Source organism: Pseudomonas sp. SJZ079 (assembly GCF_007993865.1).
Lineage (GTDB): Bacteria > Pseudomonadota > Gammaproteobacteria > Pseudomonadales > Pseudomonadaceae > Aquipseudomonas.
This window is the reverse complement of the sequence record NZ_VIUH01000006.1, coordinates 36717-57270: the sequence shown is the minus strand read 5'-3', so window position 1 is coordinate 57270 and position 20554 is coordinate 36717. Positions and strand designations below refer to the sequence as shown.

Below are 20554 nucleotides of genomic sequence, written 5' to 3'. Positions count from 1 at the left end.
GCGGAGGTGGGCTTACTGCGGCGGAGCGAAACGCCGGCCGGCGGAGAAGCCGCCATCCACCGCGATCATCTGTCCGCTGACGAAGCTGGCCTCATCCGAGGCGAGGAACAGCGCGACGTTGGCCACTTCCTCCGGCTGCCCGGCGCGGCACAACATATGCTGCGAGGCGAAGTAGACATGGAAGGCTTGATTGTCGCGGACCATGGAGGTCATCGGCGTATCGATCAGCCCGGGGCAGAGGCCGTTGACGCGGATATTGGCATGGCCGTAATCGATGGCCATGGAGCGCGTCAGCTGGTTGATGCCGCCCTTGGCGACGTTGTAGGCGACGTTGTTGTCGCAGCCCTGCAGGCCGAAGATCGAGCCGATATGGATGATCGAGCCGCTGCGTTGCGCCTGCATCGGCGCCAGGGCGTACTTGCTGGTGAGCATGCTGCCGGTCAGGTTGATGTCCAACACCCGTTGCCAGTTGGCCGTGCTGGTGGCGGTAACACTGCCCTGGTCGGCGATGCCGGCGGCATTGACCAGTACATCCAGGCGGCCGAAGCGGTCGACGATTTCGTTCATCAATTGCTCGATTTGCGCCTCGTCGCGCACGTCCAGGCTCATGAACAGGCCGGGAAACTCGGCCGGTGCACTGCCGATATCCAGCCCCACCACCTGTGCGCCTTCGGCGGCGAAGCGCCGTGCACAGGCCAGACCGATCCCGGATGCGGCGCCGGTCACCACCGCCACCTTGTTCTGCAAACGCGCCATAACTGAACCTCTTTATTGTTGTGGGCCAAATGCCTGATACGCAGTCTAACCAGCGACTTGCTAGCAGTGATCGTCCGATGGGACTAAGCCGAAGGCAAGGGCATCGATTGGCGCGCAGGATGGGTGCGCGGCATGGGGCGTTCGTAGGGTGGGTTAGCCGTAGGCGTAACCCACCATTGCTGCGGCACGCGTAGGGGCTGGATGACATTGCGGTGGGCGGTGTCCGTCGCGGTCGCGCCGGTGGGTTACGCCGCTGCGCGGCTAACCCACCCTACAAAAGCTGCGGCTCGGCGCAACGTTCAAGGATAAAAAACCCGGCCGAAGCCGGGGAAAAAGGAACAGACACAAAGAGCAACGCTTCAATCGGGAAACTTCAACTGCACCCGCGCACTGCTCGGTCGGCTCTGGCAGGCCAGGGTCCAGCCGGTGGCCAGCTCCTGGGCGCTGAGCACGTCGTTGCGCGCCAGCTGGGTTTCGCCTTCCTCGACCCGGCACATGCAGGCGCCGCAGAAGCCTTCCTCGCAGGAGGAGGGCACCGCCAGGCCGGCCGCCTTGCAGCTCTGCAGCAGGGTGTCGCCGGGTTGGCAGGCGATCTCGTGGCGCTGGCCGTCCAGCTCCACGCTCAGGCTCTCACAGGCCGAGTCGAGGCTCGCCGCGCGCGCCTGGGCCTCCTGCGCCAGCAGCTCATCCGGGTCGGGCGGCGAGACGAAACGCTCGACATGGATGCGCGCCGGCGCTTCGCCGAGCGCCAGCAGCGCGCCTTCCACCGTGTCCATAAAGGGCCCGGGACCGCAGATGAAGAATTCGGCGCCGGCATGCCCGCGTACCAGCTGGCGCACCTCGGCGGCGGTCAGGAAGCCCTGCACCGAGTCCAGTACATGCACCACCTGCAGGCGTTCGCCGTTGGCCTTGGCCAGCTGACGCAACTCGGCCTTGAAGATCACCGAGGCCTCGTCGCGGTTGGCGTAGATCAGCTTGATCCGCCGGGCGCTGGTCTGCAGCGCCGACTTGAGGATGGAGAACACCGGGGTGATGCCCGAACCGCCGCCGAACAGGACCAGCTCGTGCTCGCCGGCGCTTGGATGACTCTGGCTCAAACAGAAATGCCCGGCCGGTGGCAGCACCTCCAGCCAGTCACCGGCCTGCACCTGTTGGTTCATCCAGTTGGACACCCGGCCGTCGGCGACCCGTTTGATGGTCACCTTGGGCAGTGCATCGCAGTGCGGCGAGCTGGCCATGGAGTAGCAGCGGGTCAGCAGCTTGCCTGCGTAGGGCACGCGGAAGCTGAGGAACTGCCCCGGCTTGTAGGCGAAGCGTTCGCGCAGCTCGGCGGGCACCCGCAGCACCAGCGAGCGGGCGTCGGCCGTTTCGTCGATCACCTCGGCCACCTGCAGGCGGTAGCTGGCGCTGGACGGCGCCTGTTCGACAGGCGTCAGGTGCAGCTGCTGGGTACCCATGTTCACCTCCGTCTCAGAAGCTATTTTCAAATTGTCTGCGCTCGGTGATGCTGCGTTAAAAATGCCATTCGGAATGCTCATTTACAGCTCGTAAACTCCGCTTCCTCAGCCATTTTTGCCTTGCCTGACCTTCGCTCGCCGATTTTGAAAACACCTTCTTACAGGCCGCTGATCAGCTGGGCGTTGTCCACCCGCAGCTCGCTGCCGTTGATGAACCGCGACTCGTCCGAGGCGAGGAACAGCACCAGGTTGGCGATGTCGCGCGGTGCGCACATGCGGTTCATCGGGTCCTGGTCGAGGGTTTCCTGGGGGATCGGCTGGCCGCCGGTCAGGGCTTGGGTCATCGGCGTGTTGATGCCGTCCGGGTGCACGCTGTTGCAGCGGATGCGATAACCCTGCTGCTTGCAGTGCAGGGCCACGGAACGGGTCATGGCCGCCACCGCGCCCTTGGACGCCGAGTAGGCGCAGAACATCGGCATGCCGCCCAGGGCCGCGACCGAGGACATGTTGATAATCGAGCCGCCGCCGGTTTCCTTCATCGCCAGTACCGCGTACTTGCAGCCGAGGAAATAGCCCTCACCATTGATCCGCTGGACCTTCTGCCACAGCTCCAGGCTGGTGTCCTCGATGCTGCCGAGGGCGAGGATGGCGGCGTTGTTGATCAGCACGTCGAGACGGCCGAAGCGCTCCAGGGTGAACTTGATCACGTTCTGCCAGTCGGCTTCGCTGGCGATGTCCTGGCGGATAAACAGGGCGTTGTCGCCGATCTCGGCGGCTACCTGGCGGCCGGCCTCCTCGTTGAGGTCGGTGAGCACCACCTTGGCGCCTTCACGGGCCAGCAGCAGGGCGTCCTCGCGGCCGACGCCGCTGGCGGCGCCGGTGATGATGCAGACTTTGCCTTCTACTCGTTGCATTGTTGTTCTCCTGATCGAGCTGTTGCGGGTTGAATCTGGGTCGCCAGGTGGGCGGCGGCGCGGCGGCCGGAATACACACAGTCGGCCAGTGACAGGCCGGACACATAAAGGTTGGAGGCGATGCCCACGGCGTTACGCCCGGCGCTGTACAGGCCGGCGATGGCTGTGCCGGCAGCGTCCAGCACCTGGCCACTGCGCTCGCAGACCCTGAGCCCACCGAGGGTAATGACCGGGCAGGGGAACAGGCGGCTGTCGAAGGACAGGTCGAGGGCATACCAGGGCCCTTGCTCCAGAGAGGCGAGCATGGCCGGCGACTTGCCGAAGGCATCCGCTACTTCGCCGCGGGCGCCGCGGTTGTACTCGGCCAGACTCTGCTCCAGCTGCGCCGACGGCAGGCCGCAGTGCTCGGCCAGGGCCGCCGGGCTGGCCGCCCGCTTGGCGTTGGCCAGCAGGTTGAGCAGCACCGGCAGGCGCTGGAACTGCCAGACCTTGCCCGGGCCGACCTGGCGCAGCGCCTCGCGTACCAAGGCCCGGTTGAGGATCAGGATGGCGCGGCCGCCTTGCTCCTCGACCATGGCGTGACCGAGGGTGGCGCCGTAGACCTCTTCGTTGCAGTAGCGCTGGCCGCTGCCGTTGACGATCAGGCCGCGCGCCCAGGCCAGCGGCGGGTTGATGAAACGCCAGGCGCTGACCTTGTCCATCCGCGCCAGCGCGCCGCCCACACCCTGGCCAAGGCGGATGCCGCTGCCGTCGCAGCCAGTGGTACCCAACGGCAGGCCGGCCAGGTACTGCGGCGCATGCTGCTGCACCAGCTCAGGGTTGAAGATGAAACCGCCGGCGCTCAGCAGCACGCCGCGCTCGGCGCGAATCAGCCGGCGTTCGGCGTGGCTCAGCTCGATCCGCCGCAGCCGCGCGCGCAAACGATCGGCCAGGGGCGGGGCGTACATGTGGATGGCCGTGGCCCAGCGGCTCAGACGCCGATGCCAGCGCGCGGCGCGGCTGTCGGGCGGCAGTTGCCAGGCCTCGACGCCGAGCACCCGTTCGCCCGGGCCGAGGATCAAGCGGCGCACCTCGCACTGTTGCTGCAGGCGTGCGCCGCGGCTAAGGGCGGAATTTTTCAGTGCGGCGAACAGGCTGGCGCCGGACATCCCCGGCCCCTTGCTGCGGTGCCCGCGCGGCGCCGGCGCGGCCTGCGCGGCATAGGCCGGCACCGCTTCGTTGCCGGAGTAATAGAGGTAGTACTGGTCACTCGGGTAGGACGTCTTGTGCGGCGGTACGCTGGCCTCGAAGGCTACGCCCTGGCGTTCCAGCCAGGCCAGCTGCTCGCAGCTGCGCTCGCAGAAGTCGCGCAGGGTGGTGGCGGCTACCGCCTCGCCGACTTCCTGGCGCAGGTAGTCGAACATCGCCGTGCTGCTGTCGTTGTAGCCGGCCTGCTGCTGATAGGGCGTGCCGCCGCCGGCATACACCACGCCACCGCTGAGCGCGGTGGCGCCGCCGCCGGCGAAGCGTTCCAGGGCCAGTACCGACAGACCGCGCTCACTCGCTTCGATGGCCGCGCAAGCTCCGGCGCCGCCGAAACCGACCACCAGCAACTCGGCGCGGTCGTCCCAGTGGAGCGCCTCGGCAGCGCTCACCCGCAGGGGTGCAAGAGCCTCGGTCGCCGTCATGCCGCGCGCCTCAGCCGGCTGCGGCGAGGGTTGGCGCCGGCGCGGTGGTGGTGTAACCGCCATCCAGGTAGACCAGCGGGCTGATCGAATCAGCGTTGTAAATCTGCTGGATGCGGCCGATGAAGATGCTGTGGGTGCCGTAGCTGAACTTGCCGTCCTGGCGACAGAGGATCGCCGACTGCGCATCGCCCAGGTAGGGGATGCCGTCGGCGCTGCTCAGCCAGTTGCCGCGCTGGAAGCGCGCCTCGCCCTTGATCGGGCCGCTGCACAGGTGCGACAGCTCTTCCTGCTCGAGGCCGAGGATGTTCACGCAGAAGTCCGCGCCAGCGTCCAGCACCGCGTGCAGCGAGGCGGTCTGGTTGACGCAGATCAGCAGCGACGGCGGCTCGGTGGAGAGCGAGTCGACCGCGGTGGCGGACATGGCGAAACGCTCGGTGCCGTTGCTGGTGGTGATGATGGTCACCGACTTGGCCAGACGACGCATGGCCTGGAGCATCTCGGTTTTCAGATTGACTGGGTTCATCGCACGGCCCTCTCGTTGTACAAGGCTTGGTTGTGCACGCTCGGTGGTGCATGGAGTGCGATGGATTCTTGCAACGGCTTGGCCCGGCAACATCGTCCGAGGGGACTAGGCGAACTGCCGCGGTTATTCACCTGGCGTGCTATCTCGTCGACCCTGATTTCAGTGTCTAGGCATATGGTCCGTTTGAGGGATGTTGGCCGCTTGCGCTGTTGTTTGAATGTCCGCGTAGGGTGGGCCGCCGCTGCCGGGCAGGGCGATCCGCTACCGCTGAACGCGCGCCCCGGCGGACGGGGCGAACAGAGGAGAACAACAAGATGCTCGACCAAGAGCTGATTCGCCAACGTCTGCTGCAACGTGCCCGCGAACTGGTGCCGCTGTTGCGCGAACGCGCGCCGCAGGCCGCCGCGCTGGGCCAATTGCCGGAGGAAACCATCCGCGACTTCCAGGACGCCGGTTTCTTTCGCATCCTCCAGCCGGCCCGCTGGGAAGGCTACGAGCTGGAGCCCAAGGACTTCTTCGAGGTGCAGATGTGCCTCGCCGAGGGCTGCATGTCCTCGGCCTGGGTGCTCGGCGTGGTGGCCATCCACAACTGGCAGCTGGCGCTGTTCGACGACCGCGCCGCGCAGGACGTCTGGGGCCAGGACTCCAGCGTGCTGATCTCCTCCTCCTATATGCCGGTGGGCAAGGTCGAGCGGGTTGAGGGTGGTTTCCGCCTGAGCGGTCGCTGGGGTTTCTCCTCCGGCAGCAAGCACTGCGACTGGGTGTTCCTCGGCGCCATGGTGCCGCCGGCCGAAGCGGGTGGGGCGCCGGACTACCGGACCTTCCTGGTGCCGCGCGGCGACTACCAGATAGTCGACAACTGGAACGTCATGGGCCTGGAAGCCACCGGCTCCCACGACATCCTGGTGGAGAACGCCTGGGTGCCCGAGTACCGCACTCACCGCGCGCTGGACGGTTTCATGCAGAACAGCCCGGGCAACGCGGTCAATACGGCGCCGCTGTTCCGCCTGCCGTTCGGCCAGATCTTCGTGCGCGCCGTGTCGTCCTCGGCGATTGGCGCCTTGCAGGGCGCGGTCGACCAGTTCGTCGCGCACAACCGCGCGCGCGTCGGGGTCAACGACGGGCGCAAGATGGTCCAGGACCCGGCGGCGCAGAGCGCGCTGGCTAACGCTATGGTCTGTGTCGACGAGTGCAAGACGGTGCTCTACCGCAACTTCGCACTGATGCTGCAGCGCGCGCAGAACGGCGAGCCGCTGGCGATGAGCGAGCGGGTGAAGATGCGCTACGACTCGGCGCTGGTCGCCGACAAGTGCGCGCGGGCGGTGGGTGAGCTGATGTTCAACAGCGGCGCCTCGACCATCTTCCGCAGCCACGCGATCAACCGCGCCTTCCGCGACATCCACACCGGCCGCGCCCATGTCGCCAACAGCCCGGCCAAGTACGCCTGGAACCTCGGCGGGGTGAGCATGGGCCAGGACAGCAGCGACTTCTTCCTCTGAGACCCTGCCTCGGATCTGCTGTGCGTCGGCGATACTGCGTTAAAAACAGCCTCGGAATGCTCATTTACAGCTGTAAACTCCGCTTCCTCGGCTGTTTTTGCCTTGTCTCGCTCTAGCTCGCGAGATCCGCAACAAGTTCTGAGGCGCGGCCGCACGGCATAGCTCTCACACAGGCTGGCTCGCGCTTAATCGATTCGCCAAGTGCCGTCGCCTAACCCCTCCACGACGCCCGCAACCGCGGGCGTCGTGCTTTGCGCAGTACCGATCCAAGTAGTCTGTTTGGAGGATTCCGCCGGCCCCTCGATCCTCGACCATGCGCGCAAGGCCTAGGGATTCCCAGGCTCAACCGAATCCAGAACAAGAAGGGCTAGCGAATGAAATTTTCCCTGATCTATGAGGCACAGACAGTCGACTCCAGCCGCGCCGGCGACCGCAAGATTTTCCAGGACACGGTCGAGCAGGCGGTGCTCGCCGACAAGCTCGGCTTCGACACCTTCTGGTGCGTTGAGCACACCGCGCTGAGCAACTACTCGCACATGTCCGCGCCGGAAACCATGCTCGCCTTCGTCGCCGGCAAGACCGAGCGCATCGGCATCGGCCATGGCGTGGTGTGCCTGCCGCCGGCGATGAATCACCCGGTCAAGGTGGCCGAGCGCATCGCCACCCTCGACCTGCTGTCCAAGGGCCGCGTGCACTTCGGCGTCGGCAAGGGCGGTACCCAGCAGGAGGCCGGCACCTTCGGCTACGACCTGGCGACCCTGCAGCCGCAGATCGACGAGGCCATGTACCTGATCCCGAAGATGTTCGTGCAGGACGAGATCGAGCACCACGGCGACTTCGTGCAGATCCCGTTGCGGCCGATCCACCCCAAGCCCTACCAGGATCCGCATCCGCCGATGTACCTGGCCTGCACCAACACCGAATCGCTCAAGCGCGCCGGTGAGCGTGGCATGGGCGCCCTGGTGCTGGGCTTCGGCGGCCCCGAGGAAATCGCCAAGAAGGTTGCGGTGTACCACGAGGCCTGGGACAAGCGTGAGCTCAAGGATCAGGTCGGCTTCCGCCCGATCCGCCATATCGCCGCGCTGTGTCCGGCCATCGTCCTCGAAGACAACCAGCAGGCGCGGCAGATCGGCATTCGCGGCCAGCGCTACTTTATGGAGTCGCTGTCCTACTGGTACGCCGGCGGCGAGCGCCCGGACCCGGAGAAGTGGAAGGACGACACCTTCGTCGATGGCAACGGCCAGGCGGTGATCAAGTCGCGCTTCGCCTCGGAAGAGGTGACAGTGGACTTCTCCGACCCGACCATGTCGATGATGAACCCCAACCACGCCTACGGCACGGTCGAGGATTGCATCGGCTACGTGCAGCGTCTGCAGGAGGCCGGTGCCGACGAGATCCTGTTCATTTGCCAGATGGGTACGGTGCCGCAGTGGGCGCAGCTGGAAACCCTGAAGAACATCGGCGAGCAGGTGATTCCCTACTTCCGCGAGCAACCGACCAAGGCCTGATCCCTCGGGTCATGCCCGAGGTGCCGACCCAGGTACGCATTGCAGCAGCGAAAAGCCCGCGGATGAACAGTCATCCGCGGGCTTTTTAGTGGGCGCGCCGCACCGGGCTATGTGAGTCCGCGTACAAGGCACGGCGGAGCAGGTAGACTGCCTCGCGAACCCGGCTGTGGCAGTGGCGCAACACCCCGCCACGGGCCGCGCGGAGGTTGCGCCCGGCGCGGCGCCGCTTGGCTGGCTACGCTGAGGCTTAAGTCGCCGCCCCCTGATCTAGATGCCAGGCTTGTGCGCCGGCATTGCCTGCCTGGATACCCTGATGCCTAGCGCCCTTGTGAGTAACCCGATGCTGCGCGGTATTTTGCTGACGCTGGTGTCGGTCGCCTGTTTCGCCAGCCATGACGCGGTAGCCAAGTACCTGGCGGGCCTGTACCCGATCCTCGTGCTTACCTGGTTCCGCTATCTGTCGCACACCCTGTTGATGGGGGCGGTGCTGCTGCCCAAGCATGGCCTGAGCATCCTGCGCAGCCAAAGGCCCTGGTTGCAGCTGACTCGCGCCCTGGCGCTGCTGGGGGTGAGCCTGCTGTTCGTCACCGGGCTGCGTTATGTGCCGCTGGCCGAGGCCACCGCGGTGATCTTCCTGGCGCCGCTGTTGGTCACCCTGTTGTCGGCCACCCTGCTGCGCGAGCGGATCAACCTGGCGCAATGGCTGGCGGTAGTGCTGGGGTTTATCGGGGTGCTGGTGATCGTGCGGCCGGCCGGTGCGATGTTTACTCCGGCTATCTTATGGCCGCTGGGTGCGGCCCTGTGCTTTGCCCTGTATCAGATACTCACCCGGATCAGTGCGGCGCATGACAGCGCAGCGACCAGCAATTTTCTCGCGGGGGCAATCAACTGCCTGATTGTCAGCCTGTTGATCCCATTTTTCTGGCAAACCCCGCAGTGGCAACACCTGTTAGGCCTGCTCAGCCTCGGGGTGATCGGCATGTGCGGTCATCAGCTGCTGATCCTGGCCTTCCGTCAGGCCTCGCCGGCGATCCTGGCGCCCTTCAGTTATGGCCAGCTACTGTTTGCCGGGCTGTTCGGCTGGCTGGTCTTCGACCAGGTGCCGGACGCCAGGGCTCTGCTCGGCATGGCCTTGATCATGCTGGCAGGACTGGGCATCGCCTATATGCAGGGTCGAGGCCGATAGGGGCCAAGTGGATTAGCCAGTGGCACTGGGCCAATCCCTGTGGGCGCTGGGCTCAAAAAGCTTTGCTGGGTAGCGCTGCGCTCAACCCACCTTGCCGGCACCGATCACTTTCTCTGCCACTGGCCTTGCACCTGGATATATTGCCCGGGCGGGGTCTTATCCAGGGCTTTCTGCCCGGCGATGGCTTCCACGTCGCTGAGTTGGATACCGTTCTGCGCCGCCAGCTTCTGGTATTCGGCGCGGCGCGCCTGGTTGATCAGTCGGGCGATTTCACTGGCCTGGCCGCCGCCTTTGACCACCCCTAGGTAACCGTTGGGCATCTCGCCGAGCTGGCCGCTGACTTTGGCGTCGCCGAGGGCCGACATGGCTTCATTGAGGTTCAGCGCGGCGGCTGGCAGGCTCAGGCTGAGCAGCAACAACAGGCCGGCAAAGCGTTTAAACAGGGTCATGGTCGGGCTCCTCAAAACAGTCCGCTGGATTCGCTGAACATGCTGTCCAGGGCTTTATCCACCTTGATATAGATTTCGTGCTCGATCTTCACGTTGAGATTGATATTGATCGGCTCCTTGGGTGCCTGCAGTTGTACCGTCGGGGTACAGGCTGCACTCAGCAGGCCTAGCAACAGGGCGGCGAGATAACTACGCAAGCGCATGGCGCTTTCTCCTTGGTTAAGGCCCCTTGGGGATGGCGGCTGCTCTGCGCTGCAATATGCGCTGCTGCACCCGCTGCTTGATGATTTCGCTCACTTTATCGGTCAGTTGCAGGCTGGCCAATAGGCTGGGAATGTCTTCTTGCAGATTGATGTTGAAGTGGATCGGGCGGCCTTGTTCGATAGCCGGGTTCTGGCCTTCCAGGCGCATGGCCAAGCTTAGCGTGCCTTGCTGATCATAGTTGACCTGGCTGTTCAGGGTGGTGAAGTGAAAGTCCTCCAGCGATTGCGTCACCAGCTGCATGGCGGGGTTGCTCTGCCCCAGTGCCCTGATTCGCTCCGAGTCGAATTGCAGGCGGCCGCCCGGTGGGCGAGCCGCCATTTGACCCTGTGCGATTTCGATGCCACCGCTGCTTATGCGCAGCGGCAGTTGACCGTCGAGTGTGCCGTTTCCGGCTAGCCCTTCTGTGGGGTAGAGGGTAAACAGCCGATCCAGTTTCAGGCCGCGTAATTCAAGCGGGAAAAGCAGGCTGTCCTGGCGCAGGTTCCACCGGTCAGGGGCTAGCTGGGCCGTGCCGCCCAGCAGCATTGCCTGGGCCTGTTGCACATGTAGCTGGCCTTTATCCAGTCGGCTGATGGGCGCGCTGTAACGGCCGCGCAGCTGCAGGGGGCCGATGGGGATGCCCGGGTTGGCTTGCTCCAGGCTCAGGTTGACCAGCTCGATATCCAGTTGCCGCGGATTCAGCTCGAGGTGCAGGCGGCCGTCCAGGCCGGTGAGCTCGGTCCGGTCGTAGATCCCGGCAAGGCCTTTGCCGGAGAGGTCGAGCTGTACGCTGGGGGCGCTGCCGTTCGGCGCTTGGCTCAGGTGTGCATCGGCGCTCAGGCGGCCGTTGTTCAGATCAAGCAGGGCAGGCCAATCGGCCAGGGTGCTGGCCAGTGGATTGCCGGCGCGAAGAAACAGCTCAGGCAGCTGCGCCTGTGCCTGTAGGCCACGATTGGCGCTGTGCTGCAGCTGCAGGCGCAGCTGTAAGTCGGCAGCCGAGGACAGTTGGCCGTTCAGCTCGACTTGTTCCTGCGTGGCGGCGAGTTGCCCGTGCCAGTGCCAGCCTTGCGGCTTGAGCGCCGCCTGCTCCAGGCGCTGGGTTGCCAGGGTGATGGGGCCTTGCAGGCGCCAGGTTTGCAGGCTGCCGGCTTGGTGTTGCGCGTGCAGTTGCAGGCCGTCGGTGCTGCCGCTGAGTTGGCTCAGGCGCAGCTCGTCGCTGGCCAGTTCGCCGAGGTTTAACTGCGAACCTTTTAGCAGCTTGAGCTCGAGTTGCTGATCATCCAGGTAGCCATTGAGTTTAAGCGCGGCCTTCAAGTCTCGAGTCTTCCAATCAGCGAAGGCGATGCCCGGATTGCTGGCGGTTAGCTGCGCATCGGCCAGGTGCACTGCCCAGGGGGGCGCATTCGCCAGTGCCAGTTGGGCCTGCAGCTCAAGTGTGGTGGCGCCATCGCTGCGCAGGTTTATCGCCAGGGGCAGGGCGCGGCCTTGCAGATTGGCGGGCAGCCCGCCGAGCGGGGCGCTCGGTTGGATGCGCAGATGCAGCGAGTCGTTGTGCAGCGCTGGCGGCAAGTCGCCTAGCCAGGCCGGTGCCAGTTGATCGAGTTGCAGGTCGGCGGTCAGTCGTTCGGCGAACCATTGGCCCTGTTCGCCGCGCGCGGCGATGTCGAGGTTGCCTTGTAGCTGGCCGATGCCAGGAATGGCCCAGGGTGCAGGCAGCGTGGCGGCGGCCTCGAACTGCCCGGAAGCGCTGTACAGCCGTTGCAGCGTCAGGGCGCCGGGTGGCAATAGTAACTGCCAGTTCGCCGCCAGTTGCGCAGCGCTTGGCAGGTTGGGCAGCTGTAGGCCGGGTGCTAGCGCCCAAACGCTTAACCAGCTGTGCAGGGCGGCGGCTTCGTTCAGCTCGGGGGCTGACAGCGTGCCCTGCCATAGCTGCCCGTCGGGACTGTTACTCAGGCTGCTGTGCAGGCTCAGTTGGGGGTGCTGGTTGATCGTCAGATCCAGCTGAAGTGACGCCTCATCGGCTGTGCCCTGCAGCTGCGCGAGCCACGCCAGATGCTGTGCGTCGTGCTGCAGGTTGAGTCGCAGTTCCAGCGCCCGTTCCCGTCGAAGTGCCTGCAGGTCGCCCTGGAGTGTGCAGCGCCCGCTTGCGCAGGGCAGTTCAGCCGAAAACCCGTCGATGCGCAGGCTAAGCGGCAGCCAGGGCAGTGCGGTCGCGAGCGCTTGTGGATCAAACAGTATGTCGTTTGGTTGCGCCTCTGCAGGCTTTGCGGCGGGTTGCCAGGCCAGTAGCAGTCGGCCCAGTTGAATATCCTGCCAGAAGGGTGGGGCGAAGCTGAATGAGCGCCAGGCCAGGCGCAGTTGTTCGGCCTGCACCAGCAAGCCGCCGCTGCTGTCCTGTTGCCGCAGGGTGAGGTGCGCCAGGGTAATGCCTTCGAACGACAGGCTGGGACCCTGCCAGTCGAGCTGACGGATAGCGTAGCGCTCCAGCAAGCGCGCCCAGCTGAGATAGGCGTAGCCGCTCAATAACAACAGCAGAACGAACACGCTGATGATTCGCAGCCAGGCGCGTCGGCTGATCATGGGCACAAATCCGTAGTCCTTTAGGCAGAACGCATGCTGTCGCTGGACGTTAACCCATGTGCCCCTGGCTGCCAATCATGGTGTGATCGTGTTTGTGTATTTACATCATTTAGTACTAGTATTGTTGTGAATGAATCAAGAGGTCGGCGGTTATGAGCGCACTTATTCGACCGGTAGTCGATGCCGATGCGGTATTGGCCAAAGCCTTGCTCAGTACCCGCGAGCAATTGGGGCTGACGCAGCAGGAGTTAGCCGACATCGTCGGTGTCCATCGCACGGCGATTAACCGGTGGGCCGACAGTGGCCTGCGCCCGCAAAGCAAAACCGGTGAGTTGGCGCTGTTGCTGATTCGGGCCTACCGCGCGTTGTTTGCCCTGTTCGGCGGCAACTTGCAGGACATGCAGCATTTTTTGCGCACCGAAAACCGCCATCTGGCCGGCGTGCCGCTGCTCTTGATGGGTCAGGTGCAGGGGCTGGTGCGGGTGGTGGAATATCTCGATGCGATCCGCGGCAAGGCCTGACGGGTGATGAAAAGCGACTGCGCTCGGCGCTGCGTTCTGTGAGCCGGTGCCGGCTCGACTGTGTCGGGACGGGTTGGGTTGTCGCGGGCCAATAACAATAAGGAACAGCCGCCATGGAAATCTGGCAAGAGTGTCACGGAACTGAACAGGTCAAGCCCATACGCGGGCGCCTGGTGCGCCTGGTCGAGAGTCAGGAGCAAGTCGCCACCTTGCAGCTGGTAGATAGTCTGGCCGAACAGGCACTGTTGGAAGAGCTGCTGGAAACCAGTAAGCCACCCTTGCCCGAGAGCGCCGAGCCGCTGCACTACCTGCTGAAAACCCCGTTCCGTTACCCGCCGCTACGTTGGGGGTCGCGCTTTGGCAACGTGTATGAGCCCAGCCTGTTTTACGCCGCCCTGCGTTTGGACACGGCGATGGCAGAAGCCGCCTATTACCGCTTTGTGCTGTGGGACGGCATGCTCAGTCCGCCGCCCAGCGCGCGCATCCTCTCCGAGCATGTCTCGTTCGAGGCGCGCTATCAGGTCGAGCGTGGCATTCAGTTGCACAAGCCGCCGTTCAGCGCCTGGCATGAGGTGCTGAGTCATCCCAGCCACTATCGGCCGACTCAAGCCCTGGGCGCGGCGATGCGCGAGGCCAGGGTCGAGGCCTTCGAGTACCGTTCCGCCCGCTGCCCCCTGGCGGGGCTCAATGTCGCGCTGTATACCCCGCAAGCGTTGGCGGAAAAGCGCCCACGTAACCTGCTGCCCTGGTTGTGCGAAACCACGGCGGATTACGTGGCGTTCAAGAGCGCGCAAACACCCGACACGCCGCGTTTGTTCCGTTGGGCTGACTTTCTGGTGGATGGACGCTTGCCGCTGCCCGCCTGAAAGTCGATTAGTGGGGCGACTCGTTCGACGGCTGTTTCGGCATGCCCTTGGTGTTCGATAAGCCACATATGAGCCCCGCGCGGATTGCTGGCCGATGGTGCGCGCTGGGTGCGCCGTATCGCTCCGCGCCGTCTATGCTGGGCATTGGCCAGCATGGGGCGCCAAATAGCGCCGGTTTATGTTGCCCGGGTGGCTAGCCGGGGGAGCTGGTTTTGCTGGGCTAATGCCCTGCAGTAGGGCATTTCGGACAGTCGGTGAAAAAACTTGTGCACATTCGTGGGGCGCCTTGTCAAGGATGATTTTGTGATTGCTGTAAATCCTTGATTCTCTTTGATGATTTTATAAGTCAATGAAAAATATGAATTTTTTGTGCTGGTGAAAAAAACGCCAGTTTGACTTCAGGCCCCATGGGATGGGCGATCAGGGCGCTTGCTCCCACCTTATCCACTGAGTTATCCACAGCTTCTGTGGATTGTCTCAGGCGCTCGCTCTAGGCCGCGGCTAAGGGGCTTTGGTAAGGCTTTACCTCTGCGAAAAAAAGAGTAGAGTGGCGCGCCTTCCCGACTACCCGCTGTTTCTTATGCCTCGCGTACTTCCTCGTTTAACGGCTGAATCTGCCTCCGCTCGTCCTCGTCTGCCTATGCGCGTGGCCATCTGGCTGCTGGACAACCCGCGTCTCGGCGAGGCGCCAAGCGTGAAGCGCTTCGCCGGGCATTTGCTCAAGCAACCGGCCCGTCAGGGCGTGGTGTTGGCGCAGAGCCGTTTAGGCCAGTTGCTCTGCCGTGATTGCGGTAACTCGCTCGACCGCCGCATGGGCGTGGATCTGCTGCGCCAAGCCGCTCGTGCAGGTGACCGCCGCGCGCAGCTGGAGTTGGGCCGGTTCTATAGCCAGCCACGGATCAATGAGACGCAACAGGCTCGCCATTGGTTGGAGTCGGCGGCCACTCAAGGTTCGCAAGAAGCCAAACACCTGCTGGCACTCCTCTGATCCTCAGCTGACGCACGCTGCGCGGGGCTGGGTATACTGCCCGGCATTCTTGCGCGGAGCTGTTTATGCCACTCGATCTGCCCCCTCTGCTTCCGGCCCTGCTGCTCGGCGTGCTCGCTGCGGCCGTTCCTCTATTGGCGCTGGTTTGGTCGCTGCAGCGGCGGGCAGCCGCTCTAGCGCTCGAGTCGGGTCTGTTGCAGGAGCGTCTGAGCAGCGCGCAGTTGGCCCAGGCAGGCTTGAGCGCCCAGCTCGATGGGTGCCGTCAGGAGGTCGCCGAGATCGGCGAAATCAAGGCCGACCAGCAAGCCGAACTGGCCGCGTTGCGGCGTGAAGCCGAGCTGCTGCAAAACGAACGGCAAATGGCCCGTGAGACCGCCCAGGGCTGGCAGGCTCAGCGTGAGCAACAGGAAGCCGAGTTACGCCGGCTGAGTGCCGAGCGCGCCGCCTTGAGCGCCGAGCTGCATGAGCAGCAGGGCAGTCATCAGCAGCGTTTGCAGGACCTGCAAGGTTCGCGCGATGAGCTGCGCGCGCAGTTTGCCGAATTGGCCGGGAAGATCTTCGATGAGCGTGAGCAGCGTTTTGCCGAAACCAGCCAGCAGCGCCTCGGCCAGTTGCTCGACCCGCTCAAGGAGCGCATTCAGTCCTTCGAGAAGCGTGTCGAAGAAAGTTACCAGCAAGAGGCCCGCGAGCGTTTTTCCCTGGGCAAGGAGCTGGAGCGCTTGCAACAGCTCAATCAGCGCTTGAGTGATGAGGCGACCAATCTGACCCGCGCCCTGCAAGGCCAGAAGACCCAGGGCAACTGGGGTGAGCTGGTGCTGGAGCGGGTGCTGGAGCATGCCGGGCTGGAAAAGGGGCGCGAATACCAGACCCAGGTCAGCCTGAAGAGCAGCGATGGCGAGCGCTTCCAGCCGGACGTGCTGATCCAGCTGCCGGGTGACCGACAGGTGGTGGTGGACGCCAAGGTCAGCCTGACCGCCTATCAGCAGTTCGTCGCCGGCGAAGATGAGGGGCAGCGTCAGCAGGCGTTAAAGCAACATGTACTGTCGCTGCGCAGCCACCTGAAAGGCTTGTCGCTGAAGGATTACCAGCGCCTGGAAGGGCTGCACAGCCTGGATTTCGTCCTGCTCTTCGTGCCGATCGAGGCGGCTTTCGCGGCCGCCTTGCAGGCCGATCCGAATTTGTTTCAAGAGGCCTTCGATCAGCACATCGTGATCGTCAGCCCCACCACCTTGCTCGCCACCCTGCGGGTGATCGACAGCCTCTGGCGGCAGGAGCGGCAAAGCCAGAACGCCCGTGAGATCGCCGAGCGTGCCGGCGCGCTGTACGACAAGTTCGTCGCCTTTATCCAGGATCTGGATGAAATGGGTGCGCGCTTGCAGCAGCTGGACAAAGCCTATGCCGCGGCGCGCAACAAGCTCTGCGATGGGCGCGGCAATATCGTCAGCCGGGTGGAGAATCTCAAGCTGCTGGGTGCTCGCGCGAGCAAGAGCTTGCCGGTGGAGTTGCTGGAGCAGGCGGCCGGCGTGCCGTTGTTCGACGAGGCCGGCGAGTAGGGGCTGCTGGCCGTCTGCGCGTGGCCGCGTTATCCACAACTGACTCTAAGGTCCGATATTATCCGCCGAGTCGCCCCGCAGTTGCGCTACCACTCCGGGTCGCAGGCCCGCGAGGCGCCCGAGCGCTTCACCACGCAGGGCGTTGCTCAGCGCAGCGTCAGGTGGCGGCTGAGCAGGGCGCGCAGCGCCGCTGGCTTGACCGGTTTGGCCAGGTAGTCGAGACCCGCGGCGTGCACGGCGGCGATCAGTTCGGGGCGGCCGTCGGCGCTGATCACCACGCCGGGCAGCGGCTCGCCGAGTTCACTGCGCAGCCAGGCCATCAGTTCGGTACCGGTTTCGCCTTCGTCGAGGTGGTAGTCGACCAGGGCCAGCTGAGGGCGCACGTCTTCACTGAGCAGGTGCTCGCATTCCAGGCGGTTGCGCGCGGTCCACACCTGGCAGCCCCAGCGCGACAGCAGGCTGTGCATGCCGGTGAGAATGCTGTCTTCGTTGTCGATGCAGATCACCTGGCTGCCGGTCAGCGGCTGGCTGTTGAGTGCCTGGCCGTCGAGCCGTTGTGGCGCCGCCAGCGCTGTTCGCGCCAGGGGCACGCTGACGCTGAACACGCTGCCCCGGCCGGGCCAGGAGCGCACTTGCAGCCGGTGATCGAGCACGCGGCAAAGGCCGTCGGCAATCGCCAGGCCGAGGCCCAGGCCTTTCTCGGCGCGGGTCTGGTGGCTGTCGAGGCGCTTGAACTCCTCGAAGATCACCTTGCGTTTATCTTCCGGGATGCCCGGGCCGCGATCCCACACCTCCAGGCGCAGCTGTCCGCCTTCGCGACGCACGCCGAGCAGCACCCGGCCCTTGGCGTAGCGGAAGGCGTTGGTCAGGAAGTTCTGCAGCACCCGGCGCAGCAGTTTGATGTCGCTGTCCACCCGCAGCGGGCTGCCGCGCAGGCGGAAGTCGACGCCCTGTTCGCTGGCCAGCACCTTGAACTCGGCGCCGAGGGTGTCGAACAGGCTGTTCAGCGCAAAGGGACTGCGAGCCGGGGTGATGCGGCCGTTCTCCAGGCGCGAGATGTCCAGCAGGTCGCTGATCAGGTCTTCCGCCGAGTGCAGCGAGCTGTCCAGGTGACGCACCAGCTCCTGGGCCTCGCGGGGCAGGCCGTCGTGCTGGTGGGAGAGGGCGGCGGAAAACAGCCGAGCGGCATTGAGGGGCTGCATCAAGTCGTGACTGACCGCGGCGAGGAAGCGGGTCTTCGACTGGTTGGCCGCCTCGGCGTGGGCCTTGGCCTCGCCCAGTGCCTGATTGAGCTGCGACAGTTCCTGGGTACGTTCGGCAACCCGCTGTTCCAGGCCTTCGTTGGCGGCTTTGAGGGCGCGCTCGGCCTCGCGGAATTCGGTGATGTCGGTGAAGCTCATGACGAACCCGCCACCCGGCATCGGGTTGCCGATCAGTTCGATCACCCGGCCATTGGGAAAGGTCCGTTCGGAGCTGTGCGCGGTGCCCTGACGCATCCAGTACAGGCGCTTGTTGACGTGCTCCTCGACTTCACCGCCGCCGAGCAGGCCGCGTTCGGCGTTGAAACGAATGATCTCGGCAATCGGCCGGCCCAGGTACACCAGGCCCTCTGGGTAGTCGAACAGCTCGATGTAGCGCGGGTTCCACGCCACCAGGCGCAGCGATTGATCGACCACGCTGATGCCCTGGGTGATGTTCTCGATGGCGCCCTGCAGCAAGGCGCGGTTGAACTGCAGCACCTGGGAGGCCTCGCCGACGATGCGCACCACATCCTCGACCTGCATTTCGCGCCCTTCGATGGCCGCCTTGACTACCGCGCGGGTCGATGAGGCGCCGAGCACGCCGGCGAGCAGGCGTTCGGTGTGCGCGATCCACTCGCTGGTGGCTGGCAGGTTGGGGTTGAACGTTTTGCCCTGGCGCTCGGCGAAGCGATTGAAGCTCTGCTCTGCCCGCTCCGCGCCGACGAAGCGGCTGGCCAGCAGCAGCAGGTCCTCGACCTGCACCGCCAGCAGGCTGCGGCTGCTGGGCTTGGCGCCGAAGTCATGGCCGATGAAGCGCCCGGCCTGCCAGTGTTCGGTGACCCGCGTACGGGAGAAGTAGGAGACCCAGGCGAATAGCAGGAAGTTACCGGCCAGCGACAGCACCACGCCGCGATTCAAAGGGTCGATGTCCAGGCCGATGGGGGCGTACAGCAAGCCCTGTAGGCCGGGAATGCTTGCCAGTGGCCAGTTCATGCTGCGCGCCAGGACCGGCAGAACCAGGGTGTAGAACCAGATCAGCGAGCCGACGCTGAGGCCGGCAAACACCCCGCGGCGGTTGGCCTGCTTCCACACCAGGGCGCCGAACATGGCGGGCGCCAGCTGACCGATGGCGGCGAAGGATATCTGCCCGATGGTCGCCAGGCTGGTGTTGGAGCCGAGCAGCCGGTAGCACACGTAGGCCAGCAGCAGGATCAGCACGATGCTGACCCGCCGCGCCGTGAGCATCCAGTGGCGGAACGCCTCGAACGGCCGCTCGGTGTTCTGCCGGCGGAGCAGCCAGGGCAGCAGCATGTCGTTGGAGATCATGGTCGACAACGCCACCGAGGCGACGATGACCATGCCGGTGGCCGCCGAGGCGCCACCGATAAAGGCCAGCACGGCCAGGGCCGGGTGGGCTTCGGCGAGCGGCAGGCTGATGACGAAGGAGTCCGGAATCACCCCGGCCGGCAGCAGCATCTGCCCGGCCAGGGCGATGGGCACGACGAACAGCGCGGCGAGTACCAGGTAGGCGGGAAACACCCAGCGGGCGATACGCAGATCCCGTGGTTCGATGTTCTCCACCACGGTGACATGGAACTGGCGCGGCAGGCAGATGATGGCAATCATCGCCATGCCGGTCTGCACCAGCATGGCCGGCCAGTTCACCGCCTCGGCCCAGAACTGGTCGAGTGCCGGAGTGGCCGCGGCCCGGTCGAGCAGGTCGGCGTAACCGTTGTACAGGCCGTAGGTGACGAAGCTGCCGACGGCGAGAAAGGCCAGCAACTTGACCAGCGCCTCGAAGGCGATGGCCAGCACCATGCCGCGGTGGTGCTCGGTCACGTCCAGGTTGCGCGTGCCGAACAGGATGGTGAACAACGCCAGCACCAGCGACACGATCAGTGCGGTGTCCTGGGCGCGGGTGCCGGTGGACACGGCGCCGGCACCGCTGAGCAGGTTGAACCCGAGGACGATGCCCTTGAGCTGCAGGGCGATGTAGGGCAGTACGCCGACCAGGCAGATCAGCGCCACCACCACGGCCAGCGCTTGCGACTTGCCGTAGCGCGCGGCGATGAAGTCGGCGATCGAGGTGATGTTCTCCTGCTTGCTGATCATCACCATCTTCTGCAGCACCCAGGGGGCGAACAGCAGCAGGATGATCGGCCCCAGGTAGATCGGCAGGAACGACCAGAGCTGCTCGGCGGCCTGGCCAACCGCGCCGAAAAAGGTCCAGCTGGTGCAATAGACGGCCAGGGACAAGCTGTAGACCCAGGCACGCACGCGCGGCGACAGGGGCGCACGGCGGCGATCGCCATAAAAGGCGATGGCGAACAGGATGGCCATATAAATCAGGGCGACCGCGGCGATCAGCCCGCTGGACAACGACATGCACACTCCGACAGCAAACTATGTGGGGCTTCTTCGGTCGAAGCTGGAAGCCGATCATGGCGCCAGCCCGGAGCGAGAATATAGTGCCAAGGTACCTTCTACAGTGTCGCAGCAAAGTGCCGCGCCGTCAGGCACGACCAAGGTCGCAAGTGCCTGAGGCGGGGGCTTTGCCGCAGGATTTCGAGAATTGTCTACGGGCGCTTGCCCTGTTAGCGTGG

General features: G+C 64.8%; 16 protein-coding genes. 7 read left to right on the top strand and 9 right to left on the bottom strand.

Annotated elements, in window-relative coordinates; all coding sequences use genetic code 11:
* Positions 1–12 precede the first annotated feature (12 nt).
* The 5 genes from FBY03_RS07960 to FBY03_RS07940 all read right to left on the bottom strand — a co-directional run bounded on the left by FBY03_RS07960 (position 13) and on the right by FBY03_RS07940 (position 5317).
* Positions 13–756 carry an SDR family NAD(P)-dependent oxidoreductase gene (locus FBY03_RS07960; protein ID WP_147171659.1) on the bottom strand — a complete coding sequence of 248 codons (744 nt, stop codon included), beginning with the start codon at positions 754–756 and terminating at the stop codon, positions 13–15.
* Between the two features lie 359 nt (positions 757–1115).
* Positions 1116–2213, bottom strand: coding sequence for a ferredoxin--NADP reductase (locus FBY03_RS07955; protein WP_147171658.1), 1098 nt, complete (start codon positions 2211–2213; stop codon positions 1116–1118).
* A gap of 158 nt (positions 2214–2371) precedes the next feature.
* The gene (locus FBY03_RS07950; RefSeq protein WP_147171657.1) at positions 2372–3127 is read right to left on the bottom strand and encodes a glucose 1-dehydrogenase; all 756 of its coding nucleotides are present in this window, start codon (positions 3125–3127) and stop codon (positions 2372–2374) included.
* Positions 3115–4794, bottom strand: a complete 1680-nt coding sequence (locus tag FBY03_RS07945; protein ID WP_147171656.1) for an FAD-binding protein — start codon at positions 4792–4794, stop codon at positions 3115–3117. The genes FBY03_RS07950 and FBY03_RS07945 overlap by 13 nt, the downstream gene beginning before the upstream one ends.
* A gap of 10 nt (positions 4795–4804) precedes the next feature.
* Positions 4805–5317, bottom strand: coding sequence for a flavin reductase family protein (locus tag FBY03_RS07940; RefSeq protein WP_147171655.1), 513 nt, complete (start codon positions 5315–5317; stop codon positions 4805–4807).
* A gap of 314 nt (positions 5318–5631) precedes the next feature.
* Here FBY03_RS07940 and FBY03_RS07935 point away from each other — a divergent pair, with 314 nt between their 5' ends.
* The 3 genes from FBY03_RS07935 to FBY03_RS07925 all read left to right on the top strand — a co-directional run bounded on the left by FBY03_RS07935 (position 5632) and on the right by FBY03_RS07925 (position 9510).
* The gene (locus FBY03_RS07935) at positions 5632–6816 is read left to right on the top strand and encodes a flavin-dependent monooxygenase (protein WP_147171654.1); all 1185 of its coding nucleotides are present in this window, start codon (positions 5632–5634) and stop codon (positions 6814–6816) included.
* 374 nt (positions 6817–7190) lie between these two features.
* The gene (locus tag FBY03_RS07930) at positions 7191–8324 is read left to right on the top strand and encodes an LLM class flavin-dependent oxidoreductase (protein WP_147171653.1); all 1134 of its coding nucleotides are present in this window, start codon (positions 7191–7193) and stop codon (positions 8322–8324) included.
* Positions 8325–8637: 313 nt separating this feature from the next.
* Positions 8638–9510 carry a DMT family transporter gene (locus FBY03_RS07925; protein WP_256677889.1) on the top strand — a complete coding sequence of 291 codons (873 nt, stop codon included), beginning with the start codon at positions 8638–8640 and terminating at the stop codon, positions 9508–9510.
* Between the two features lie 104 nt (positions 9511–9614).
* Here FBY03_RS07925 and FBY03_RS07920 read toward each other — a convergent pair whose 3' ends face one another.
* The 3 genes from FBY03_RS07920 to FBY03_RS07910 are packed head-to-tail and all read right to left on the bottom strand — an operon-like array spanning position 9615 to position 12782.
* Complete coding sequence (locus FBY03_RS07920) at positions 9615–9959, bottom strand: YdbL family protein (protein ID WP_147171651.1); 345 nt, start codon at positions 9957–9959, stop codon at positions 9615–9617.
* Between the two features lie 11 nt (positions 9960–9970).
* Complete coding sequence (locus tag FBY03_RS07915; protein WP_025167127.1) at positions 9971–10162, bottom strand: YnbE family lipoprotein; 192 nt, start codon at positions 10160–10162, stop codon at positions 9971–9973.
* Positions 10163–10178: 16 nt separating this feature from the next.
* Positions 10179–12782: a YdbH domain-containing protein gene (locus FBY03_RS07910; protein WP_147171650.1), complete on the bottom strand. Its 2604-nt coding sequence runs from the start codon at positions 12780–12782 to the stop codon at positions 10179–10181.
* 152 nt (positions 12783–12934) lie between these two features.
* On the opposite strand from FBY03_RS07910, the gene FBY03_RS07905 reads away from it, so the two are divergent.
* From FBY03_RS07905 to rmuC, 4 genes are all read left to right on the top strand, one after another.
* On the top strand, positions 12935–13303 hold the full coding sequence (locus FBY03_RS07905) for an antitoxin Xre/MbcA/ParS toxin-binding domain-containing protein (RefSeq protein WP_147171649.1): 369 nt from the start codon (positions 12935–12937) through the stop codon (positions 13301–13303).
* A gap of 113 nt (positions 13304–13416) precedes the next feature.
* Positions 13417–14169, top strand: a complete 753-nt coding sequence (locus FBY03_RS07900) for an RES family NAD+ phosphorylase (RefSeq protein WP_147171648.1) — start codon at positions 13417–13419, stop codon at positions 14167–14169.
* A gap of 640 nt (positions 14170–14809) precedes the next feature.
* The gene (locus FBY03_RS07895; RefSeq protein ID WP_256677888.1) at positions 14810–15157 is read left to right on the top strand and encodes a tetratricopeptide repeat protein; all 348 of its coding nucleotides are present in this window, start codon (positions 14810–14812) and stop codon (positions 15155–15157) included.
* A gap of 191 nt (positions 15158–15348) precedes the next feature.
* Positions 15349–16710 (top strand): DNA recombination protein RmuC, encoded by a 1362-nt coding sequence (gene rmuC / locus FBY03_RS07890; protein ID WP_178090602.1) that lies wholly within the window; start codon positions 15349–15351, stop codon positions 16708–16710.
* 146 nt (positions 16711–16856) lie between these two features.
* Here rmuC and FBY03_RS07885 read toward each other — a convergent pair whose 3' ends face one another.
* Positions 16857–20336 carry a PAS domain-containing hybrid sensor histidine kinase/response regulator gene (locus tag FBY03_RS07885; RefSeq protein ID WP_147171646.1) on the bottom strand — a complete coding sequence of 1160 codons (3480 nt, stop codon included), beginning with the start codon at positions 20334–20336 and terminating at the stop codon, positions 16857–16859.
* Between the last annotated feature and the right edge of the window lie 218 nt (positions 20337–20554).

Coding starts and splice junctions, on each gene's coding strand:
- FBY03_RS07945 (WP_147171656.1), bottom strand. CDS start 4,794: ATGACGGCGACCGAGGCTCTTGCACCCCTGCGGGTGAGCGCTGCCGAG.
- FBY03_RS07910 (WP_147171650.1), bottom strand. CDS start 12,782: ATGATCAGCCGACGCGCCTGGCTGCGAATCATCAGCGTGTTCGTTCTG.
- FBY03_RS07900 (WP_147171648.1), top strand. CDS start 13,417: ATGGAAATCTGGCAAGAGTGTCACGGAACTGAACAGGTCAAGCCCATA.
- FBY03_RS07940 (WP_147171655.1), bottom strand. CDS start 5,317: ATGAACCCAGTCAATCTGAAAACCGAGATGCTCCAGGCCATGCGTCGT.
- FBY03_RS07955 (WP_147171658.1), bottom strand. CDS start 2,213: ATGGGTACCCAGCAGCTGCACCTGACGCCTGTCGAACAGGCGCCGTCC.
- FBY03_RS07935 (WP_147171654.1), top strand. CDS start 5,632: ATGCTCGACCAAGAGCTGATTCGCCAACGTCTGCTGCAACGTGCCCGC.
- FBY03_RS07960 (WP_147171659.1), bottom strand. CDS start 756: ATGGCGCGTTTGCAGAACAAGGTGGCGGTGGTGACCGGCGCCGCATCC.
- FBY03_RS07885 (WP_147171646.1), bottom strand. CDS start 20,336: ATGTCGTTGTCCAGCGGGCTGATCGCCGCGGTCGCCCTGATTTATATG.
- FBY03_RS07920 (WP_147171651.1), bottom strand. CDS start 9,959: ATGACCCTGTTTAAACGCTTTGCCGGCCTGTTGTTGCTGCTCAGCCTG.
- FBY03_RS07915 (WP_025167127.1), bottom strand. CDS start 10,162: ATGCGCTTGCGTAGTTATCTCGCCGCCCTGTTGCTAGGCCTGCTGAGT.
- FBY03_RS07895 (WP_256677888.1), top strand. CDS start 14,810: ATGCGCGTGGCCATCTGGCTGCTGGACAACCCGCGTCTCGGCGAGGCG.
- FBY03_RS07905 (WP_147171649.1), top strand. CDS start 12,935: ATGAGCGCACTTATTCGACCGGTAGTCGATGCCGATGCGGTATTGGCC.
- FBY03_RS07930 (WP_147171653.1), top strand. CDS start 7,191: ATGAAATTTTCCCTGATCTATGAGGCACAGACAGTCGACTCCAGCCGC.
- FBY03_RS07950 (WP_147171657.1), bottom strand. CDS start 3,127: ATGCAACGAGTAGAAGGCAAAGTCTGCATCATCACCGGCGCCGCCAGC.
- FBY03_RS07925 (WP_256677889.1), top strand. CDS start 8,638: ATGCCTAGCGCCCTTGTGAGTAACCCGATGCTGCGCGGTATTTTGCTG.